Annotated in this window: 12 protein-coding genes; 6 read left to right on the forward strand and 6 right to left on the reverse strand. The window is 62.8% G+C overall.

The annotated features are described in order from the left end of the window. The first annotated feature begins 179 nt into the window (after positions 1–179). Positions 180–2,966 carry a TonB-dependent receptor gene (locus tag FFS45_RS15610; protein ID WP_137955550.1) on the forward strand — a complete coding sequence of 929 codons (2,787 nt, stop codon included), beginning with the start codon at positions 180–182 and terminating at the stop codon, positions 2,964–2,966. 55 nt (positions 2,967–3,021) lie between these two features. Here the strand turns inward: FFS45_RS15610 and FFS45_RS15615 are convergent, their stop codons facing one another. Continuing rightward, positions 3,022–4,164 carry a porin gene (locus FFS45_RS15615; RefSeq protein WP_137955551.1) on the reverse strand — a complete coding sequence of 381 codons (1,143 nt, stop codon included), beginning with the start codon at positions 4,162–4,164 and terminating at the stop codon, positions 3,022–3,024. 540 nt (positions 4,165–4,704) lie between these two features. Between FFS45_RS15615 and FFS45_RS15620 the strand changes: the two genes are divergently transcribed. From FFS45_RS15620 to FFS45_RS15630, 3 genes are all read left to right on the forward strand, one after another. Beyond that, a complete protein-coding gene (locus FFS45_RS15620) occupies positions 4,705–5,133 on the forward strand; it encodes a nuclear transport factor 2 family protein (protein ID WP_137955552.1) in 429 nt (142 codons plus the stop codon). Between the two features lie 504 nt (positions 5,134–5,637). Continuing rightward, the gene (mutS, locus tag FFS45_RS15625; protein ID WP_137955553.1) at positions 5,638–8,334 is read left to right on the forward strand and encodes a DNA mismatch repair protein MutS; all 2,697 of its coding nucleotides are present in this window, start codon (positions 5,638–5,640) and stop codon (positions 8,332–8,334) included. Then, on the forward strand, positions 8,321–9,715 hold the full coding sequence (locus FFS45_RS15630) for a hypothetical protein (protein ID WP_137955604.1): 1,395 nt from the start codon (positions 8,321–8,323) through the stop codon (positions 9,713–9,715). The genes mutS and FFS45_RS15630 overlap by 14 nt, the downstream gene beginning before the upstream one ends. Here FFS45_RS15630 and FFS45_RS15635 read toward each other — a convergent pair. Continuing rightward, on the reverse strand, positions 9,695–10,237 hold the full coding sequence (locus FFS45_RS15635) for a peptidylprolyl isomerase (RefSeq protein ID WP_137955554.1): 543 nt from the start codon (positions 10,235–10,237) through the stop codon (positions 9,695–9,697). The two genes, FFS45_RS15630 and FFS45_RS15635, sit on opposite strands and share 21 nt — an antisense overlap. Before the next feature lie 32 nt (positions 10,238–10,269). Here FFS45_RS15635 and FFS45_RS15640 point away from each other — a divergent pair, with 32 nt between their 5' ends. After that, positions 10,270–11,517: a cupin domain-containing protein gene (locus FFS45_RS15640; protein ID WP_137955555.1), complete on the forward strand. Its 1,248-nt coding sequence runs from the start codon at positions 10,270–10,272 to the stop codon at positions 11,515–11,517. A 700-nt stretch (positions 11,518–12,217) separates the two neighbouring features. On the opposite strand, the gene FFS45_RS15655 is transcribed toward FFS45_RS15640, so the two are convergent. From FFS45_RS15655 to FFS45_RS15665, 3 genes are all read right to left on the reverse strand, one after another. Next, complete coding sequence (locus tag FFS45_RS15655; RefSeq protein ID WP_137955557.1) at positions 12,218–14,476, reverse strand: ATP-dependent DNA helicase; 2,259 nt, start codon at positions 14,474–14,476, stop codon at positions 12,218–12,220. Positions 14,477–14,539: 63 nt separating this feature from the next. Next, entirely contained in the window at positions 14,540–14,758 is a 219-nt protein-coding gene (locus tag FFS45_RS15660; protein ID WP_137955558.1) for a DUF465 domain-containing protein, read from the reverse strand. Positions 14,759–14,843: 85 nt separating this feature from the next. Then, the gene (locus FFS45_RS15665; RefSeq protein WP_171029659.1) at positions 14,844–15,896 is read right to left on the reverse strand and encodes a hypothetical protein; all 1,053 of its coding nucleotides are present in this window, start codon (positions 15,894–15,896) and stop codon (positions 14,844–14,846) included. 145 nt (positions 15,897–16,041) lie between these two features. Between FFS45_RS15665 and FFS45_RS15670 the strand changes: the two genes are divergently transcribed. Next, positions 16,042–18,393, forward strand: a complete 2,352-nt coding sequence (locus FFS45_RS15670) for a Tex family protein (RefSeq protein WP_137955559.1) — start codon at positions 16,042–16,044, stop codon at positions 18,391–18,393. A gap of 202 nt (positions 18,394–18,595) precedes the next feature. Here FFS45_RS15670 and FFS45_RS15675 read toward each other — a convergent pair whose 3' ends face one another. Beyond that, positions 18,596–20,482 (reverse strand): potassium transporter Kup, encoded by a 1,887-nt coding sequence (locus tag FFS45_RS15675; protein WP_137955560.1) that lies wholly within the window; start codon positions 20,480–20,482, stop codon positions 18,596–18,598. Positions 20,483–20,584 lie beyond the last annotated feature (102 nt).

Consider the following 20,584-nt stretch of genomic DNA (forward strand, 5'->3'; position numbering starts at 1 on the left):
AATCCTTATTTATATTGATGTAATCGAATTGCATGTGATTCGTTGTTGTTCCGGCTGTACCGAAGTACCAGGGCGGAGGAATTGACATGCCGCGCCGCCTGACGTCGAAAAAAATGCCCAGGCGTACTCCGTTGAGTCGCGCAATGGGTTTGGCTTACTGACAAGAGTGAAGGGAAATCATGAAACAAAGGACTTTGGCGTCAGCCATCAGAAAGATGCTTTGGGCTGAAATTGCGCTGTCGGCAGCATTTGGCACAACACTCGGCACCCCTGTATTCGCGCAGAGCCAACCGGCCACGGTCGACGGCACGACGCCGTCGGCACCGGCTGTTGCAGCGCCGGCTACCGCGGCACCCGTTGCCGCCGCGTCGGATGCAGCCGCCACGACGACCCAGAATGGCGCCGCACCCTCCTCGTCCGGAACGTCGACCAACAACGGCGTCGCCCAGTTGAAGCGCTTCGAGGTGACCGGTTCGCTGATCCGCAGCGCCGACAAGGTCGGTTTCAACCAGGTCCAGGTGGTCACCGCAAAGGATATCCAGCAGAGTGGCGCTAACAGCGTGTCCGACTTCCTGCGCAACACCAGCGCCAATTCGGCCGATAGCTGGAGTGAAGCCGAGTCCAACAACTTCGCCGCCGGGGCATCCGGTATGGCGCTGCGCGGCCTGAGCGAAAAATACACGCTTGTACTGGTCGATGGTCAGCGGGTTGCGCCGTTCGCCTTCTTTTCGAACGGCGTCGATACGTTCTTCGACCTGAACACGCTGCCGCTCAACGCGATCGATCGCATCGAGATCGTCAAGACCGGCGCCGTGTCGCAATACGGCTCGGACGCAATCGCGGGCGTGGTCAACATCATCACGAAGCACGATTTTCAGGGTCTGCAGCTCGACAGCAGCTACGGCGGCTCGACCGATGGCCGCGGCGGCAATGGAACGGCGAAGTTCAGCGCGCTCGGTGGCTTCGGCAATCTCACGTCCGACGGCTACAACATCACCGCGTCCGCGAGCTTCTTCAGGGACAACGGCTCCACGCTCGCCGATCGCGACTCGACAGCGGCGCAGGATTTCACAAATCAGCCGGGCGGCATGTCGATGCTGGCGCCTTCGTACTGGACCAATCCCGTGACGGGAAATGCCCAGGCGCTCAGTTCGTGCCCGTACGGCAGCAGCGTCAAACCGGCCAGCACGAATTTCACCTCGGTGTTTTACGGCCAGACGGCCGGCACGGTCTGCGGACTGAACACCGCAAACAGCTTCTCCATTGAGCCGTGGAGCGAGCGTCTGAGCGCGAAGGTGGATGCGCAGTTCAAGATCAACGACTCGACCAGAGCGTTTGTCGATCTCTGGGAAAGCAACAATAACAGCGTCCAGGGCGGCGGCGTCTGGAACAACACGGTCGGCGGGACCAACTCGTCACTGGTCTACAACCCGGCCACGAAACAGTTTTCCCTGTTCAATAACACTGTGCCGGCCAGCAACCCGTACAACCCGTTCGGTGTTGCGACACCGCTTATCTATACATTCCCCAACGCGGTGGCGGAAACGACGAACGCCAACTACTGGCGCGCGGCCGCCGGCGTCAAGGGTACGCTCACGCTGCCGAACGGAGACTGGGACTGGGCGACCACCTACACCCACTCGCAAAGCGATGTGTCCAATACGTACTCGAACCAGTTGAATGTCAGCGTTCTGAACAACATCTATCAGAACGGCACGTTCGACTTCGCCAATCCGTCTGCGACGCCGAATGCCCTGAACGGCCTCTATATGGACGCGAACAATCTGGCCGTGTCGAAGCTCGATACACTCGACGCGACGATTTCGACCCCGACGCTGTTCCATTTGCCTACGGGCGACGTGGGCCTCGGTCTGGGCGCCGAGTTCTTTCACCAGAGCGAGTCCCTGACCCAGGGCGCAGCGTATTCGGAGGGCCTGGTCCTCACCCCGGATGAGGAAGAGGTGCAAGGCCAGCGCAACGTCGCTGCGGTGTACTACCAGTTCGACATTCCGATCATCAGGACGCTGACGTTCAGCCAGTCGGGCCGCTACGATCATTACAGCGATGTAGGCGGCGCGTTCTCGCCGCGCTTCGCCCTGCGCTGGCAACCGGTCAAGGCATTGACCGCCTACGCCTCTTACGATCGCGGCTTCCGCGCACCCACGTTCGTAGAGGACAGCACCTCGCAGAACATGGCGCTCGTGATCAATCAGTCCGGCGCCGTCACGGCATTGACCTCAGGCAATCCGGACCTGCAGCCTGAGCGCACGAAGAACTACAACATTGGCTTCGAACTGTCGCCGACCCGCACGACTGACGTCGGTCTCGACTGGTACCGGATTCACATCGGCAACGTGATCGGCATCGACCAGCCATCGTCGACGGTCTACTACCCGGGCTCGACCACCCCTGAATACGAGACCTTCCAGTATCAGAACCTCGGGGATCTCGATACGAGCGGATTCGAAACCACCTTCCGCCAGTCATTGCCGACTCCGGTCGGTACGTTCACGCTGTCGGGCGACTGGGCTTTTGTGGACACGTTCAAGTTCCAGCTGGGCGGTCAAACGGTGAATGCGGCCGGCAACAACCTGGCGCTCAATGAGCCGTTCGGCGGCAGTTTCCCGCGCTGGAAGGGCAATACCACGTTGGACTGGGCATATCACAAGTGGGATGCGGCGCTCACATGGCAGTACACCGGGCCGTACACGCAGACCTTCACCTATATCCCGACGCCAACCCCGCAAAACAGCAGCGTCGGGTCCTATAGCCAGTTCAACCTGATGGTGACTTACACCGGCTTCAAGCACTGGACGCTCTACGGCGGCATCGACAACATTTTCAATCGGGTGCCTCCGTTCGACGCGGTCTGGGCAGACGGACCGCTCTGGGAACAGGGCTACGACACCTCGATCTACACGTATGTGGGCCGCTTCGCCCAGATCGGCGCGACGTACAAGTTCTGACAAAAGACCCGGCGCCTGCCGGGTCTTTGCATTGCGCCGCAGGAAACAGCAGGCGTTAGAAGCGGTGACGCAGACCAACCGTGGCGGCTACCTGGCTGCTCGACGACGACGCGCTCAGGCCGTTGATATCAGCCGTCAGACCCGAGTTGCCGGTATCGCTGACGTGCTGGTACACGCCCATCAGATACACGTCCGTGCGCTTGGACAGTGCATACGCCGTTTGCAGGCTGATCTGGTTGTATTTCGGGCTCACACCGTCGAGGTGCGCGTCGGTAAACGTGTAGGCGCCCGACACCGACAATGCCGGCGTAAAGTTGTAATGCGCATTCACTTCGTAGTTCGTAAAGCGCGCGCTGCCGTCGGTCAGCGTCAGGCCCGATGACGTACCCGAAGCCGACGCACCGATACCGGTTGCGTTGTCGAGGTGAGTCTGGGTGAACACGAAGCCGACGAACGCCTGCCCGAACGAATAGTTCAGGCCCGCGCCATACGTGCGTTGCGTGCCGGCCGCGAAGGTCGCATCGTTGGTGACTGCGCCGCTGGAATTGAGCGTCGTGCCCGCACTATTCAGCTCCATGTAGCCGGCTGCGAAGTTCAACGGACCGTAGTTATACGAAGTACCCAGGCTGTAGGCGCGGTTCGTTGCGAAGCCGCCCGAGTCGTTCGAGAAGCCATACAGGGCGCCGAACTTGAGGCCGCCGTAGTTCACGCTCGAGTACTTGACCGAGTTGTTGATACGGAACGAGTTGTCGAGGTTATCGTTGTCGAACGGGTGCGCAGCCTGGGTGCCGCCATATCCGGTACCGGTCAGCGCCAGCGGGGCCAGGTAGTCGACCACCGAGTCATATTGACGGCCGAGCGTGACAGCGCCGTACTGGTCGCTCGACAGGCCGACGAACGCCTGGCGGCCGAACTCGAGGCTGTTCTGACCGAGCTTGCCGTTTGTGATGTTAAAGCCGTTTTCCAACGTGAAAATCGCCTTCAGGCCGCCGCCCAGGTCTTCCGAGCCACGCAGGCCCCAACGGCTGCCGTTCACCGCGCCACTGGTTTCCTGGATGTTGCGCGAGCCGCCCTGATTGTTCGTGTAGGTGATGCCTGCGTCGATCAAGCCATAGAGTGTCACGCTGCTCTGCGCGTAGGCCGCGCTCGCGCTACCGAGAATCGCCAGCGAGAGGCCGGACAGTACCAGTTTCTTCATTGCTTCTCCGTTAACCGAATATCGGTTGTTATCGAGCCGCGGAGAATATCTTATTTTTCTCAATACTGTGTTTCAGATCCATTAGCGTTGCACCTTTACCACCCTCCAATTCTTTCCTTTTAATACGGTAATTTAAATCCGTAACAAAACAAACAAAAAAAGGGGTGCACTCCTCTCGCGAGTACACCCCGGGCGCCTGTCAGGAAGCCTCTTCCAGATTCTCAAGCAGATTCAGACTAGCATAAATGTCGCATGCCAATGTTCACATATTCCCCATTAAAATTTCTCCAACTTTCATCCTGAACAATTCGCTTCGATTGCGCCGAACCCGCAATCTCATGCGTAATAATCGATAAAGCCATGAAATGTAATTTCCTGAATTGAGGGTGCGCTTGACGGATTCGCAGATTTTTTCTGCCCAATGTCGATCCTGCAGCCTGCCGATCGTCGTATCGTTGCAGACAACCGGCGAAAAGCGTCGGATCCGCCGATCGATCCAGGCTCTAGCCGCCCTCTCACTCTGACTCGGGAGACAACCAGGTGATCAAGCTCGACAATCCGGTCCTGCAGGTTCTGGAGGACTACAAAGCTGCGGTGCTGGCAAAAGACGTCGACGCGTTCGTCGCGCTGTACGACGAGGACGTGCAGATCTTCGACATGTGGGGAGTGTGGTCGTACAACGGCATCGCGTCCTGGCGGGAGATGGCGGCGCGCTGGTTCGGCTCGCTGGGTACGGAGCGCGTTATCGTCGATTTCAGCGATGTGCAAACCATCGGCACGCAAGATCTCGCCGTCGTTCACGCGTTCGTGAAGTACAAGGCAGTGAGCGCCGATGGCGTGGATCTTCGCTCGCTGGACAATCGGCTGACGTCTACGCTGCGCAAGCAAGGCGATGGCTGGAAGATCGTTCACCAACACACCTCGTCTCCAATCGACTTCGAGACAGCGAAGGTCATGTTCACGCGCTGACACGGCCACGCATACCCAGCGCCGGCGCTGGATCGGCGTCGACGATCCAGCGCGCAAGCCTCGTGACCGTCTTCCCGGCAGCGCGGATTTCCAGGCCGGGCAGCGCAGCGTGGTTCTAATCCAATAGAATGTGGGATTTGTTTCCGACGTTCGCTTCGCCAAGCCGCGCGCCTTTGGTGCTGGGCCGGACCGGCTGCTACTTAGCGATTTTCAGGCGCCCGATTCGCGTCAGGCTCAAGTCTGCTTCCGTACGTTCTGATTCGTTTCCGCTATCTGTGAGTCACCCTGTCAGCCACTCGCCACGGGAACCGGAAGATTCTGGCCAAACCCTTTCTATACAAGGGCTTGGCCGTTCGGCGGATAGCCGCGGAACTACGTTCGAAGTATAGTCTGTGAGCCGGCGCGGCAGGCCGCTCGAGTTCCCGGTGAAACCTCGTGGAACAGGGCCGAAAACAGAGGCGAATGTCCGCAACTGTCAAAACACGAATTTCAGCAAGTCATTGAATGAACACAGAAACCAGGTCAGACGCTTCGACAGATCAAACGCTCGCGGGTCATACCCCGATGATGCAGCAATACCTGCGCATTAAAGCGGATCATCCGGGCACGCTCGTGTTCTACCGGATGGGCGATTTCTATGAGCTGTTTTTCGAAGATGCTGAGAGAGCGGCGCGCCTGCTCGATCTCACGCTGACGCAGCGCGGCGCCTCAGCGGGCAACCCAATCAAGATGGCCGGCGTGCCGCACCACGCGGTCGAACAGTACCTGGCCAAGCTCGTGAAGCTGGGTGAATCGGTCGCCATCTGCGAGCAGATTGGCGATCCGGCGACCTCGAAGGGACCGGTCGAACGCAAGGTGGTGCGCGTGGTCACGCCCGGCACGCTGACCGACGCCGCCCTGCTGTCGGACAAGAGCGACGTCTACCTGCTCGCCGTATGCGTAGGTCATAACCGGCGCGGCGTCGCCATCAATGTGGGCCTCGCATGGCTGAACCTGGCGAGCGGCGCCTTGCGCCTCGCGGAAGTTGCCCCGGATCAGGCCGCCGCGGCCCTCGAGCGGATTCGCCCGGCGGAAATTCTGGTCGCCGACGGCCCCTCGGACAGCAACACCTGGTCGCCGCCCGCCGGCTCCGGCGCGCTGACGCGCGTACCCGTCTGGCATTTCGACGTCGCCTCGGGCGTCCAGCGCCTGTGCGAACAACTCGACGTGGCGGGCCTCGACGGTTTCGGCGCGCATTCGCTGTCGAGCGCCTGCGGCGCAGCCGGTGCGCTGCTGTTGTATGCCGCCGCAACCCAGGGCCAGCAGTTGCGCCACGTGCGCAGCCTCAAGGTCGAATACGAATCCGAATATATTGGGCTCGATCCCGCCACGCGCCGCAACCTCGAGCTCACCGAAACGCTGCGCGGCACCGAAAGCCCCACCCTCTGCTCGCTGCTCGATACATGCTGCACGACCATGGGCAGCCGCCTGCTGCGCCACTGGCTGCATCATCCTCCGCGTGAGGCCGCAATCGCCCAGGCACGCCAGCAGGCCATCGGCGCACTGCTGGATGCGCCGGCCGGCGCAAGCGTCGACACGCTGCGCGGCGCGTTGCGGCAAATCTCCGATATCGAACGGATCACCGGGCGTCTCGCCTTGCTGTCTGCACGTCCTCGCGACCTGTCGAGCCTGCGCGATACTTTCATCGCCTTGCCTGAATTGCGCGCGCAACTGGCTGCCGTCACCGGCGCCGCGGATTCGCTCGCACGCATCGACGCCGCGCTCGAACCGCCCGCACCTTGCGTGGACCTGCTGAAGCTCGCCGTCGCCCCCGAACCGGCGGCCATGGTGCGCGACGGCGGCGTGATCGCACGCGGCTACGACGCCGAGCTCGACGAATTGCGCGACATCTCCGAGAACTGCGGACAGTTCCTGATCGACCTGGAGACGCGCGAGCGGACGCGCACCGGCATCGGCAATCTGCGCGTCGAATACAACAAGGTGCATGGCTTCTATATCGAGGTCACGCGCGGCCAGACCGACAAGGTGCCCGACGACTATCGCCGGCGCCAGACGCTGAAGAACGCCGAGCGCTACATCACGCCGGAACTGAAGACTTTCGAAGACAAGGCGTTGTCGGCGCAGGAACGCGCGCTGGCACGCGAACGCTCGCTCTACGATGGGTTGCTGCAGGCGCTACTGCCATTCATCGCCGATTGCCAGCGCGTGGCCGCTGCGCTCGCCGAACTCGATCTGCTGGCGGCGTTTGCCGAACGGGCGCGCGCGCTGGACTGGGTCGCGCCTGCGTTCACCGCAAGCGCCGGCATCGAAATCGAACAGGGGCGCCACCCGGTCGTCGAGGCCCAGGTCGAACAGTTCATCGCCAACGACTGCACGCTCAACCCCGAGCGCAAGCTGCTGCTGATCACCGGCCCGAACATGGGCGGTAAATCGACCTTCATGCGCCAGACCGCGTTGATCGCGCTGATGGCGTATGTCGGCAGCTATGTGCCGGCGCGGCGCGCTTCGTTCGGCCCAATCGACCGTATTTTTACGCGCATCGGCGCGGCCGATGATCTGGCCGGCGGCCGCTCGACCTTTATGGTCGAAATGACGGAGGCCGCGGCGATCCTCAACGACGCGACGCCGCAAAGCCTCGTGCTGATGGATGAGATCGGCCGCGGCACCTCGACCTTCGACGGTCTCGCGCTGGCCTGGGCAATCGCCCGGCATCTGCTCGCGCACAACGGCTGCCACACGCTGTTCGCCACGCACTACTTTGAGCTGACGCAACTGCCGGTGGAATTTCCCCAAGCGGCCAACGTGCATCTGTCGGCCGTCGAGCATGGCCACGGCATCGTGTTCCTGCACGCCGTCAGCGAAGGCCCCGCAAATCAGAGCTACGGTCTGCAGGTGGCGCAACTGGCCGGCGTGCCCCCTGCGGTGATCCGCGCGGCGCGCAAGCATCTTGCGCACCTCGAACAGCAATCGGCCGCCCAGCCCGCGCCGCAACTCGACCTGTTTGCGGCGCCCCTGATGCTGCAGGACGCTGACGAAGAGCACGACAACGCCGCCCCGCCCGCCCCCGCGCTGACGGCGGCCGAGCAGGCGCTGATCGAACGTGTGCGAGCCATCGATCCGAACGATCTGCGCCCGCGCGAAGCGCTGGACCTGCTCTATGAGCTGCATGACCTGGCGTCTGCGCCGGATGCGGATCATTGACCGTCGCAGTCATCCGCGGCGTTCGCGCACGATGTGCGCGGCGCTCGCCTGTGCGTTCTTCCTGACGGGCGCAACGTCGACGCAGGCGCAGGCCACACCGGTTCGCTACACCTTCGCGGTGATTGCCGGCACGCTGCAAAGCCCGGCTGACGAAGCGCCGACCCAGCGGCTCATCGATGCCATCGGCCGCGAGCGCGACATGTCGTTCGTCGTCTACGACGGCAACCTGAAGGGTGGCAAGGAAGCCTGCCGCGACACGCTGTACGAGCGGCGCCAGGCGCTGCTGGAAGCGGCACGGCCGGCGCTGATCTTCATCCCCGGCCAGCATGACTGGACCGACTGCGGCACGGTCGAAGCCGGTGGTTTCGATCCGGTGGAGCGGCTCGACCAGCTCAGGCAGACGCTCTTCGCGGACCCCTCATCCATGGGGCAGAATCCGCTCGCGCTGACCCGCGAAAGCGAGGTCTCGCGTTTTCGGCCATATCGCGAAAATGTGCGCTGGCAACTCGGCGACACCGTGTTCATCGGCCTCAATGCGCCGGGCGCCAACAACCATTATCTGACCGCGGGCGGCCGCAACGGCGAGTTCGAGGACCGGGTGATTGCCAACGCGTTCTGGATCGAACATGCGGCCGAATATGCGAAGCGGCGCGAGGCGCGCGCGATTGTCGTGTTCATTCAAGGCGACCCTGACCCGGAGCGCTACGAGCGTCCGGACCGCTTCGCGTGGCTGCGCTTTGCACGCAACTCGCGTCGCGACGGTTTTCTGGAGCTCAAACGCAGCCTCGTGAAAGCCGCGGAGATTTTTCGCGGCCCGATCCTGCTGATCCATAACGACGACCAGCGACCAACCGGCGGCTTCGTCATTGACCAGCCGCTGCGCAACGATAAGGGAGAGGTGGTGACGAATCTCACGCGCATCGCCTTCGCGCCGCGTGATCGTCTGGATGAGTGGCTGCAGATCGAAGCGGACCTGTCGCGCCGGCCGCCGTTCCGGGTGAGTGTGCGAGAGGTGCCGAAAAATCTGCCGCTGGTGCCGTTCGAGCCTGCACCGCCGGTACAGCCGACGCCCGCACCCGACGAAACCGAGCCCGGGTTGCCCGCGCCGCCGATGCTCAATCCGGCCGGGCAGTCGCCGAATCAATCGCTCTACCCGGCCTCGAATCTGCCGCCCTTGCTGCCGACAACGCCGCAACCGTCGCTCGCCCTGCCGTCGGGTACCGGGAGTGAAACGCCGGCCTCATCAGGAGCATCAGCGGGCGCATCGCAAGGCGCATCACCAGGCACCTCACCCGGAGCGCCCGCCGCCACGCCAAACGGCATACCCGCCGCAACACCGCCGGCCGGCTTGCCTGCCGGCTCAGTGCAACGTGGGCCCTGACGGCTCTTCGTCGCCTTCGTCGTCGTCCTCGTCGAGCACTTCCAGGCCATCTGCGCCATGGGCATGCTCGTGCTGGATTTCGTCTTCGGTGGCGGGGCGCACGTCCTTGACGGTCAGCGCGAAACGCAGCGCCATGCCGGCGAGCGGATGGTTGCCGTCGAGCACAACCTTGTCTTCTGCCACATCGGTGACGACGTAGACCAGCGAATCGATATCTTCGTCGCCCTCTTCCGGCGTGCCTTCGAATTGCATACCGACTTCGAGCGGCTCGGGGAAGCGGGTGCGCGGCTCGATCTTCACCAGCTCGGGATCGTATTCGCCGAACGCGTCCTGCGGTTCCAGTTGGATCTGGGTCTCGAAACCAGCCTCATGGCCGTCGAGCTCTTCCTCGATCTTGGGGAACGTGCCATCATAGCCGCCGTGCAGATAGACCATCGGCTCGTCGCTCTCTTCAATCAGGTTGCCCTGCGCATCCGACAGCTTGTAAGCGACCGACACGACGGTGTTCTTTGCAATTTTCATTCGATTCTCCAGAATACAAATCACATTATACGATGCCTAAGCGGCCCCTTGACCACCCGGCGCACGCAGCTTCTGCGCGGATTTCTTCGCCGCTTGCGCCGCCCTCGCCCGACGTGCCGACGCCGCTGCTCGGCAACCTCACACCGGCGCAATTCATGCGCCGCTACTGGCAAAAAAAGCCTCTGCTGATTCGTCAGGCCATCCCGAACGTCGCCGCGCCGCTCTCGCGCGACGAGCTGTTCGAACTGGCCGATCAGGACGACGTGGAAGCGCGCCTCATTACGCACTTTCGCAACAAGTGGCAACTGGAACACGGCCCGTTTGCGGCTGACGAATTGCCCGCGCTCAAGCAGCGCGCATGGACGCTCCTCGTGCAGGGCGTCGACCTGCACGACGATCGCGCGCGCGCCCTGCTCGAGCGCTTCCGCTTCGTGCCAGACGCGCGTCTGGACGACCTGATGATCTCGTACGCAACCGATGGCGGCGGAGTCGGCCCGCACTTCGATTCGTACGACGTATTCCTGCTGCAGGTTCACGGCAAGCGCCGCTGGCGCATCAGCGCGCAGCGCGATCTGTCGCTGCGCCCCGGTGTGCCGTTGAAAGTTTTACAAAATTTCGAGCCGGAAGATGAATGGGTTCTCGAACCGGGCGACATGCTGTATCTTCCGCCGCATATCGCCCATGACGGGGTGGCGGAAGGCGAGTGCATGACGTGTTCGATCGGCTTCCGGGCGCCCTCCTCGAACGAGCTCACGGCGCAGTTTCTGTATCATCTCGCCGAGCGCGGAGAAAACGCGGCGGGCGGCGAACACGAAGGACATGCGCCGCAACTTTACCGCGACCCGCAGCAGCCGGCTGTGGCCCATCCGGCTGAGCTTCCGGCAGCGCTGATCGAGCGTGTAGGCGCGCTCCTTGCTCAGGTGAAATGGAACGAGCAGGACATTGCCTCGTTCCTCGGCACATACCTGAGCGAACCGAAACCGAGTGTGGTGTTCGATCCGCCGGAGCAGCCGCTCAATGAAGCCCGTTTTATTCAGCGCGCTTCAAAGTTGGGACTCAGACTCGACCGGAAGACGATTTTGCTGTACAACAGCCGCTTTTTCTTCCTGAATGGGGAAGAAAACCGGCTTACAAGCCGTAAAAAATGGTTGATTGAATTCGCTGATAGCCGATGTATGAGTGCGAAACGCTTTGTAACACTCTCTGACGAATCATCGGTGACAGCATTGCTGCACGAGTGGTATTGTGCGGGCTGGATACAAGTGGGCGAGCTTGCCTAAGCTTGTCTGCCTGTTATATGAAGTACTGTGAAATTTTGTATGAGAAAGACAACGTATTGACCCCGGATTTGTCGACGGTCGATACGAAAGTGCATATAATTTCCGCCCAAGCCGTAGGGAAGATTCACGCTCTTCTGAAGTGCGTCTCCACCAGCGGCCCAGGTCGGTGTTGGAGCACATTACCGGTATTATTTTGCGCTGTTGCTTACCTTTAACCATAAAAGGACGTGATCATGAAGAAATCCCTCCTCGTAGCATCCCTGTTGGCAGCTGTGGCACTGGCTGCATGCAACAAGAGCAGCGACCAAGCAGCTGCCCCGGCTAGCGATGCATCGGCTGCTTCGGCACCTGCTGCTGCTTCGGATGCAGGCGCTGCTGCTTCGAGCGCTGCTGCTGCGAGCGACGCTGCTGCTTCGGCTACTGCCGCTGCTTCGGACGCAGGTGCTGCAGCTTCGGACGCTGCTGCTTCGGCTGCTGCTCCGGCTTCGGGCGCAAGCCAGTAAGCTGTCGTACAGGGTTCGCCTCTGGGCGAAAACCACGCGGGGAGATCATTCCGGTCTCCCGGCGGGGTAAAGCAAAACGCCACGGATTCTCATCCGTGGCGTTTTGCTTTTCTGCTGCCGCTTTTTAGCAACCGTTTTTCAGGAGGCGGCTTTTCAGCGGCCGGCTTTCACGGCCACCCCGCCCCTATCCCCCTCGCTCAGCTCGCGGGGGCCGCGGCCCCTTCCTCAAAGAACTCACGCACCACATCGATCTCTCTCGTGCGCTTGAAGGGTGGCAGGCTCTGCCATATACGGCGCCCATAGGGTTTGTCGACCAGACGCGTATCGCAGATCATCAGCACGCCGCGATCGGTCTCAGCGCGAATCAGACGCCCTGCGCCCTGCTTGAGCGTAATCACTGCCTGCGGCAACTGGTGGACCGCAAATGGACTCAGCCCCTTCTTGGTCAGCGCATCGAGCCGGGCTGCCAGCACCGGGTCGTCAGGCGGCGCAAACGGCAGCTTGTCGATCACCACGAGCGAGAGCGCATCGCCGCGCACATCCACGCCTTCCCAGAAGCTCTGGCTGCCCACCAGAATCGCGTTGCCGTAGGTGCGGAAGCGCTCCAGCAACTCGGTGCGGCTCGCATCGCCCTGCACCAGCAGCGGATAATTCCAGCCGCGCGCTTCAATCGTATCGCGCAGCTTCGCGGCAATCCGGTCGACCGCGCGCAAGGTCGTGCAGAGCATGAACACGCCGCCGCCCGAGGCTTCGATGGCCGGCAACGCGGCTTCGAACACGGCGTCGGTGAACATCGGCGAAGACGGCTGCGGCAGATTGCGCGGCACGTACAGCAGCCCTTGAGACGGATAGTCGAACGGGCTGGGCAGCGTCATCGAGCGGCGCGCGTTCAGGCCCATCTGTGCCGCATAGTGGGTGAAATCGCCGCGCACCGAGAGCGTGGCCGAGGTGAAGATCCACGCCCGCGGCACGCCGGCGCGTTGCTTGGCAAAGATCGGCGCGACCGACAGCGGTGTCTCGTGCAACTGCACGGTATGCGCGAAGACTTCGATCCAGCGCACCTTTTCGTTCGGATCGGTGACGGTAGCCTTGGCATCGGCAGCGCCCGAGGCCGCATCGCGTTCGGCCTCGGTCGGTGGCGTAGTCCAGCCTGACAGAATCCCCTGCAGTTCACGGGCGCGTCGCAGACAGGCGCCAATCGATTCAGCGCGCTCGGCCTGGCTCGACAAGGCGTCGGCCAGCGCGTCCAGTTCCGTTTCGAGCTTTTCCAGCGCAGGAAAAAGCGCGTGATCGTCGGGCAACTGGCCGATCGACAGGCGCACCGAGTCTTCCCTGAAGGCAACACGCACGTCGCGCGCCGAGCGTTCGAGCGCCGCGCCGAGCTTTACCCAGTCGACCACCTCGCGCGCATGGCCCAGACCCTCGGCCACCGAATCGCGGGCGAGTTCGAGGAACTGCGCGGTCGAAAGCGTCTCGCCGAAAAACAGCGTCGCCGTCTCCGGCAATTGATGCGCTTCGTCGAAGATGATCGTGTTGGCGGTCGGCAGCAACTCGGCCATACCGGTGTCGCGCAACATGATGTCAGCGAAAAACAGGTGGTGGTTGACCACCACGATATCGGCCTGCTGTGCTTCGCGGCGCGCCTGCATCACGAAGCATTCCTTGTAGTGCGGGCACTCCTGGCCGAGGCAATTCTCGCGCGTCGAGGTGACCATCGACCACACCGCGGCGGTTTCCGGCACACTCGCAAGTTCGGCCTTGTCGCCGGTGCGCGTGATCTTCGCAAAGCGGACGATGTCCTGCAGATACGAGGTTTCCTGGCGCGACGGCAAGCGGCCGTTATCCGCGGTGCGCTGCAGGTAGTAATGGCACAGGTAGTTCGCACGGCCCTTGAGCATGGCCACCGAAACAGGCACCGCAAGCGCGTCGCGCACGGTGGGAATGTCGCGCTGGAACAACTGGTCCTGCAGGTGCTTGGTGCCGGTCGAGACGATCACCTTGCCGCCCCACAGCATGGCCGGCACCAGGTACGCATAGGTCTTGCCGGTACCCGTGCCCGCCTCCACGATCAGCGTGTTCTCGCTGCCGTCGAGACCGCCGGCCGCTTCGCTCGCACCCGCATCCGCGGATGCATCAGCCGGAGCTTCCCCAGCGGGCGCCTGCAGACGCCGGGCTGGACGCTTCTGCGCCTCGAACATCGCCGGCTCGGGCATCGCACGGCCCGACGCTTCCATCGCGGCGGCCACCGCACGCGCCATCTCGATCTGCGAGGCGCGCGAGCGGTAGCCGTCAATCTGGCGCGCCAGCAGGCCGTCGGCGGCAAAAATGTCGTCGAGCTCGGTCTTGCGGCGAGGGTTCAGCGCGGCCGCGAGCGCGCCCTCAGCGGCGCGTGGCTCGCGTGCGGAAGCGTCGTCGTCCGACGAGCCGCGCGAAGAAGAAACAAGCGGTGCATTCAAGGCAAGCGTTTCCTGCAAAGTCCGGTGCGCGCGTGGCGACCCGGCGCCTGCCAGGTCGCGCGCCTAGGCGCGCGCGTCCGGTTCGAGCTGCAACTGCAGCAAGATGATGGTGTCCTTGACCTTGAGCTTGCGCTTCTTCAGGCGCTGCAGCTCAAGATCGTCGAAGCCGGGCTCATCCGACATTTTGTCGATCAGACGGTCCAGACCACTGTGTTCCGATTCCAGTTGCAGAATGCGGTCCTGAAGTGCGTTCGCGTCGATGACGTGATGATGGTCGCGCATGCTCGCCTCCTCTCCCGATGTGGCGCTAGCTGCCTCGTGCAGCCCAGACGCCTGAGGTTGCTGTCCGGCTAAAAACGCGTTACTGCTATTGCTGTTGTTGCTGCTGCTTTTGCTGCTCGAGTTGCTGTTGCTGCTGCAACTGCTCCTGCTGTTTTTGCTGAGCCTTATCGGCTGCCTGCTTCTGGCGCGTCTCGACGTCCTGCTTATGCTGCGCGGCCGTCTCCTGCTTGCGCTCATAGCTCTGCTGCTTCTCGATACGCTCCTGCGCCTTTTGCGCCCCCTGCTCGCGGGCCTGCTCGAGCTGGGTCTGGAAATTCGCCTGCTTCTGGTCGTACGCCTGCTGGTTCGCGGCCGCCTGCGGCGTACTGATACCGCGTTGCGCCTGATCCAGCGCGTGCTGCTGCAACTTTTGCTGATAGGCCTGCTCGTTGGCCGCGCGCTGCGGCGCCTCCGCGTTGCGCTGAGCCTGGTCCAGTTGATGCTGACGCTGCTTCTCTTCGAAAGCCTGCTGATTGCCGGCCTCGTTCGCCGCCCGCTGCGGCGCGTTGGCCTCGTCCTGGGCGCGCTGCAAGGCTGCCTGCTGGTCGCGCTGCTGCGCGCGCTGCGTGCGCTCTTCCGAGTTGAGCGCGAGCTGCTCCTTGCGGATATCGGCCTGTACGACACGCATCCTGTCACGCGCCTTGTCGAGACAGTAGTTCACGAAAAACTTGCTATAACAGTTATGTTCGTCAACTGCGTACTGATAGTTGTTCTCCTCGGTGCGGCGGTTCAGGACATTCTGCCGCGCATCGAAGCCGTTATTCGCCGCCTGCGTGGCTCCAGCGTCCGACGCGCTCACCAGACTACCCGCCGCGCCACCCAGCGCGCTCTCATCCGGGCGCAGTACCGTACCGGAAGCCGCTGACCCCGCGGCATCCGCGGGGCTATCCACCAGGCCCGCAGAAGCCGCCAACGGCACGGAAGCCGCCGGTCCCGACACCGCCGGCTGGTCTTGCGCCAACGCCGGTGCGGACACGGCGAAAGAGGCGGCGGCAACGCCCAGCGCAGCGCAGGTGACGAGCGGCGCGGCAAGCGTGACGGTAAGCGAAGCAAGTGGAAAACGGGAGATCGGCAACGTCGTAGATGGGCAACGGGACATGCCCGAAATTCTATCACCCCGCGGTTGAGCCCTTTGGCATTTATGGCAAAATGCCCCGCTTCAGCAACCCGGTCGCAGCGCGCACGCCTCCCGCGTGCCGTCACGCGCGGCCTCAGATTGAGTCCGGCAGGAACACCTAGACCCTATGACGGAAACCGTAGCACTCAAGATCGTACAGCGCATTGCCAGCGAACTCTCCGTCCAGCCGCGCCAGGTCGCAGCGGCGGTGCAACTCCTCGACGAAGGCGCGACCGTTCCGTTTATCGCGCGCTACCGTAAGGAAGTGACCGACAACCTCGACGATACGCAACTGCGCAATCTCGAGGAACGGCTCCTGTATCTGCGCGAGCTGGAAGACCGGCGCGCCGCGATCGTTGCGAGCATCGAAGAACAGGGCAAGATGACCGACGAGTTGCGCTCCGCCATCGAAGGCGCGGACAGCAAGCAGGTGCTCGAAGACCTCTATCTGCCGTACAAGCCGAAGCGCCGCACGCGTGCGCAGATCGCCCGCGAAGCGGGGCTCGAACCCCTCGCGCAGGCTCTGCTGGCCAATCCGCTGCTCGATCCGCAGACCGAAGCCGCCCAATACGTGGACGCCGAAAAGGGCGTGGCCGACGTGAAGGCGGCGCTCGACGGCGCGCGCGACATCCTCTCCGAACAATTCGGCGAAACCGCCGAGCTGCTCGGCAAGCTGCGCGAGTACCTGTTCAACCAGGGCGTGGTGTCGTCGAAAGTGGTGGAAGGCAAGGAAAGCGCGGAAGAAGAGAAATTCCGCGATTACTACGACTATTCGGAAACCATCAGAACGGTGCCGTCGCACCGCGCGCTCGCCCTCTTCCGCGGCCGCAATGCCGGCGTACTGATGGTCAAGCTGGGCCTAGGCGAAGAGCTGGATGCGCAGGTGCCGCATCCGGGTGAAGCGCTGATTGCGCGCCACTTCGGCATTGCCAATCAGAACCGCCCGGCCGACAAATGGCTCGCCGACGTGTGCCGCTGGTGCTGGCGCGTCAAGGTGCAGCCGCACATCGAAAACGAACTGCTCACCAATCTGCGCGAAGAAGCCGAGCATGAGGCGATCCGCGTGTTTGCACGCAACCTGAAGGATCTGCTGCTGGCGGCGCCCGCCGGACCGAAGGCGGTGATCGGCCTCGACCCGGGTCTGCGCACGGGCGTCAAGGTGGCCGTGGTCGACCGCACCGGCAAGGTGCTGGTGACCGATACGATTTACCCGCACGAGCCGCGCCGCGACTGGGACGGCTCGATCGCCAAACTCGCACGCATCTGCGCGCAAACGCAAGCCGAGCTGATCAGCATCGGCAACGGCACGGCCTCGCGCGAAACCGACAAGCTCGCAAGCGAGCTGATTGCGCGCCACCCGGAGTTCAAGCTGCAGAAGATCGTCGTGTCCGAAGCGGGCGCGTCGGTGTACTCGGCCTCCGAACTCGCGGCCAAGGAATTCCCCGACATGGACGTGTCGCTGCGCGGCGCGGTGTCGATTGCGCGGCGTCTGCAGGACCCGCTCGCCGAGCTCGTGAAAATCGAGCCAAAGGCGATCGGCGTCGGCCAGTATCAGCATGACGTGAACCAGCGCGAGCTGGCCCGCTCGCTCGACGCGGTGGTCGAGGACTGCGTGAACGCGGTCGGGGTCGATGCGAATACGGCATCGGTCGCGCTGCTTGCACGCGTCTCCGGTCTGAACGCCACGCTTGCGCGCAACATCGTCGACTTCCGCGACGCCAACGGTCCGTTCCCGTCGCGCGAACATCTGCGCAAGGTGCCGCGCCTGGGCGACAAGACCTTCGAACAGGCCGCGGGCTTCCTGCGCATCAACAACGGCGAGAACCCGCTCGACCGTTCGTCGGTGCACCCGGAAGCGTATCCGGTGGTCGAGCGCATGCTCGCCAAAATCAGCAAGCAGGTGGGCGAAGTGCTCGGCAATCGTGAGGCGCTGTCAGGCCTGTCGCCGAGCGAATTCGTCGACGAACGCTTCGGTCTGCCTACCGTGCGCGACATTCTGGCGGAGCTCGAAAAGCCGGGCCGCGACCCGCGCCCCGAGTTCAAGACCGCCACCTTCCGCGAGGGTGTCGAGAAGATCTCCGATCTTTCGCCGGGCATGGTGCTCGAAGGCGTCGTGACCAACGTGGCGGCCTTCGGCGCGTTTATCGATATCGGCGTGCACCAGGACGGCCTGGTCCATGTGTCGGCCATGTCGACGAAGTTCATCAAGGACCCGCACGAAGTCGTGAAGGCCGGCCAGATCGTCAAGGTCAAGGTGCTGGAAGTGGATGTGAAGCGTCAGCGTATTTCGCTGACCATGCGTCTGGCCGACGAGTTCGGTGCAACGGGTGCGGCAGGTGCAGGACCGCGCAGTGGCGGTGCCCAGCAGGACCGCGGCGCCGCCCGCCCGGGTGGCAATGGCCGCGGCGCACCGCAACGCTCGCGTGAACCGGAACCGTCCGGCGCGATGGCTGCGGCGTTCGCCAAGCTCAAGCGTTAAAGCCCCCTGGGCGCGACGGGCGCACACGCGTTCGGTCGCCGCTTCGCGGGGCAAGCGGTGAGCCGTCGCACCGGCTCGCACTGCCAGAAACAACGCACAACAAAAAACCCACGCAGATGAAAACCGCGTGGGTTTTTTGTTGGCTGAGCCCCCTGGAGTGGCGCCTTCAGGAAGCATTCACGAATGCGCTACCGCCTGAAGCTCAAATCTCGATCTTGGTCCCCAGCTCCACCACACGATTGGCTGGGATGCTGAAGAAATCGGTCGGTTTGGCCGCGTTCTGATGCATCCACGCGAACACCCGTTCGCGCCATACCGACATGCCAGGCAACTGCGTCGGCACCACCGTTTCGCGGGCGAGGAAGAACGACGTGTCCATCAATTCGAAGGTCATGTCGTGCGTGCGGCCCACGTCGGTCAGCACGGCCTTCACATCGGGCGTCTCATTGAAGCCATAAGCCGCCTTCACAAGGTACAGGCCCCCGCCAATCTCCTTCACGGTGAGCCGGTCCGCCTCGTTGACGTACGGAATATCGAGCGTCGAGAAGGTCAGGAAAATGGTGCGCTCATGCAGCACCTTGTTGTGCTTCAGGTTGTGCAGCAGGCTCACCGGCACCAGCACGTCGCTGCCGGTCAGATAAATCGCCGTACCGGAGACCCGGTGCGGCGGATGCGCAAGCAACCCCTGCAGGAACGGCATCAGCGGAATACCGTCGGCCGCCGTGCGTTCCTTGACGATCATCCTGCCCTTGAACCAGGTCATCAGCAGGAAGAACAGCAGCGCACCGATGCCGAGCGGCAGCCAGCCGCCCTCCTCGACCTTCAGCAGATTGGCGCCAAAGAAGCCCAGGTCCACCACCATCAGGCCGCCGATAATCAGCGCAACCAGCGCCTTGTTCCACTTCCAGACGTTCACCATCACCACGCAGGCGAGCACCGTAGTAATGACCATCGTAGCCGTCACGGCAATCCCGTAGGCGGCCGCGAGGTTGTCCGAGCTCTTGAAGGCCACCACGATGCACAGGATGATGAAGAGCAGCATCCAGTTCACCACCGGCACATAGATCTGTCCGATCGCCAGATCCGAGGTGTGCAGGATCTTCATGCGTGGCACGTAGCCGAGCTGGATGGCCTGGCTCGTCAGCGAATAGGCGCCGGAAATCACGGCCTGCGAAGCGATCACGGTGGCCACCGTCGACAGCACGACCAGCGGCAGCAGCGCCCAGTCGGGCGCGAGCAGGAAGAAGGGGTTTTCGATAGCCTTCGGGTCGTGCATCAGCAGCGCACTCTGGCCGAAGTAATTCATCACCAGCGAGGGCATCACGAGGCAGTACCACGCGAGGCGAATCGGCTTCGCGCCGAAGTGGCCCATGTCGGCATATAGCGCTTCGGCGCCGGTCAGCACCAGCACCACCGAGCCGAGCACGACATACGCCTGCAGCACATGCGCCGCCATGAACGAATAGGCGTAGTAGGGATTGAGCGCGCGGATAACGCTGGGTGACTGCACGATGTGAGCAAGACCGAGCAGGCCGATCACCGCGAACCACAGCACCATGATCGGTCCGAACAGGCGCCCCACCATGGCCGTTCCGTGCCGCTGGATCCAGAACAGCACGATCAGGATCACGATGGTCAGCGGCAGGACCAGATGAGTCAGATTGGGCGCCGCGATCTCCAGCCCCTCGACGGCGGAGATTACCGAGATGGCGGGCGTGATCACCGCGTCGCCGTAGAACATGCAGGCGCCGAAGATGCCGAGCATCACCAGCAGACCGGCCATCTTCTTCGCTGGATCCACCGAGCGCAGCGCCAGCGCCATGAGTGCCAGCACGCCGCCCTCGCCGTTGTTGTCGGCGCGCATCACGAACAGAACGTACTTGATGCTGACCACGATCACGATCGCCCAGAACAGCAGCGAGATCACACCGAGGATGGATTGTTCGGTCAGCGGGATGCCATGCGCCGGGCTGAAGGCCTCTTTGAGCGAATACAGCGGGCTCGTGCCGATATCGCCGAACACCACGCCTATCGCAGCCAGTGCGAGGGTGGGCAAAGGCTGTTTGTGCACGTGCTGGGTATCTGTCATAAACGCGAGGTATCCGTTCCTGGGCGGAAAAAACGAGCGCTATTCTAAACTGACTGTAAGGAAGCACCCGGCGTGTTGTTGGCACACCACGTGGACAGCCCG

Origin of the sequence: Burkholderia sp. 4M9327F10, from assembly GCF_005503145.1 — a bacterium.
Lineage (GTDB): Bacteria > Pseudomonadota > Gammaproteobacteria > Burkholderiales > Burkholderiaceae > Paraburkholderia.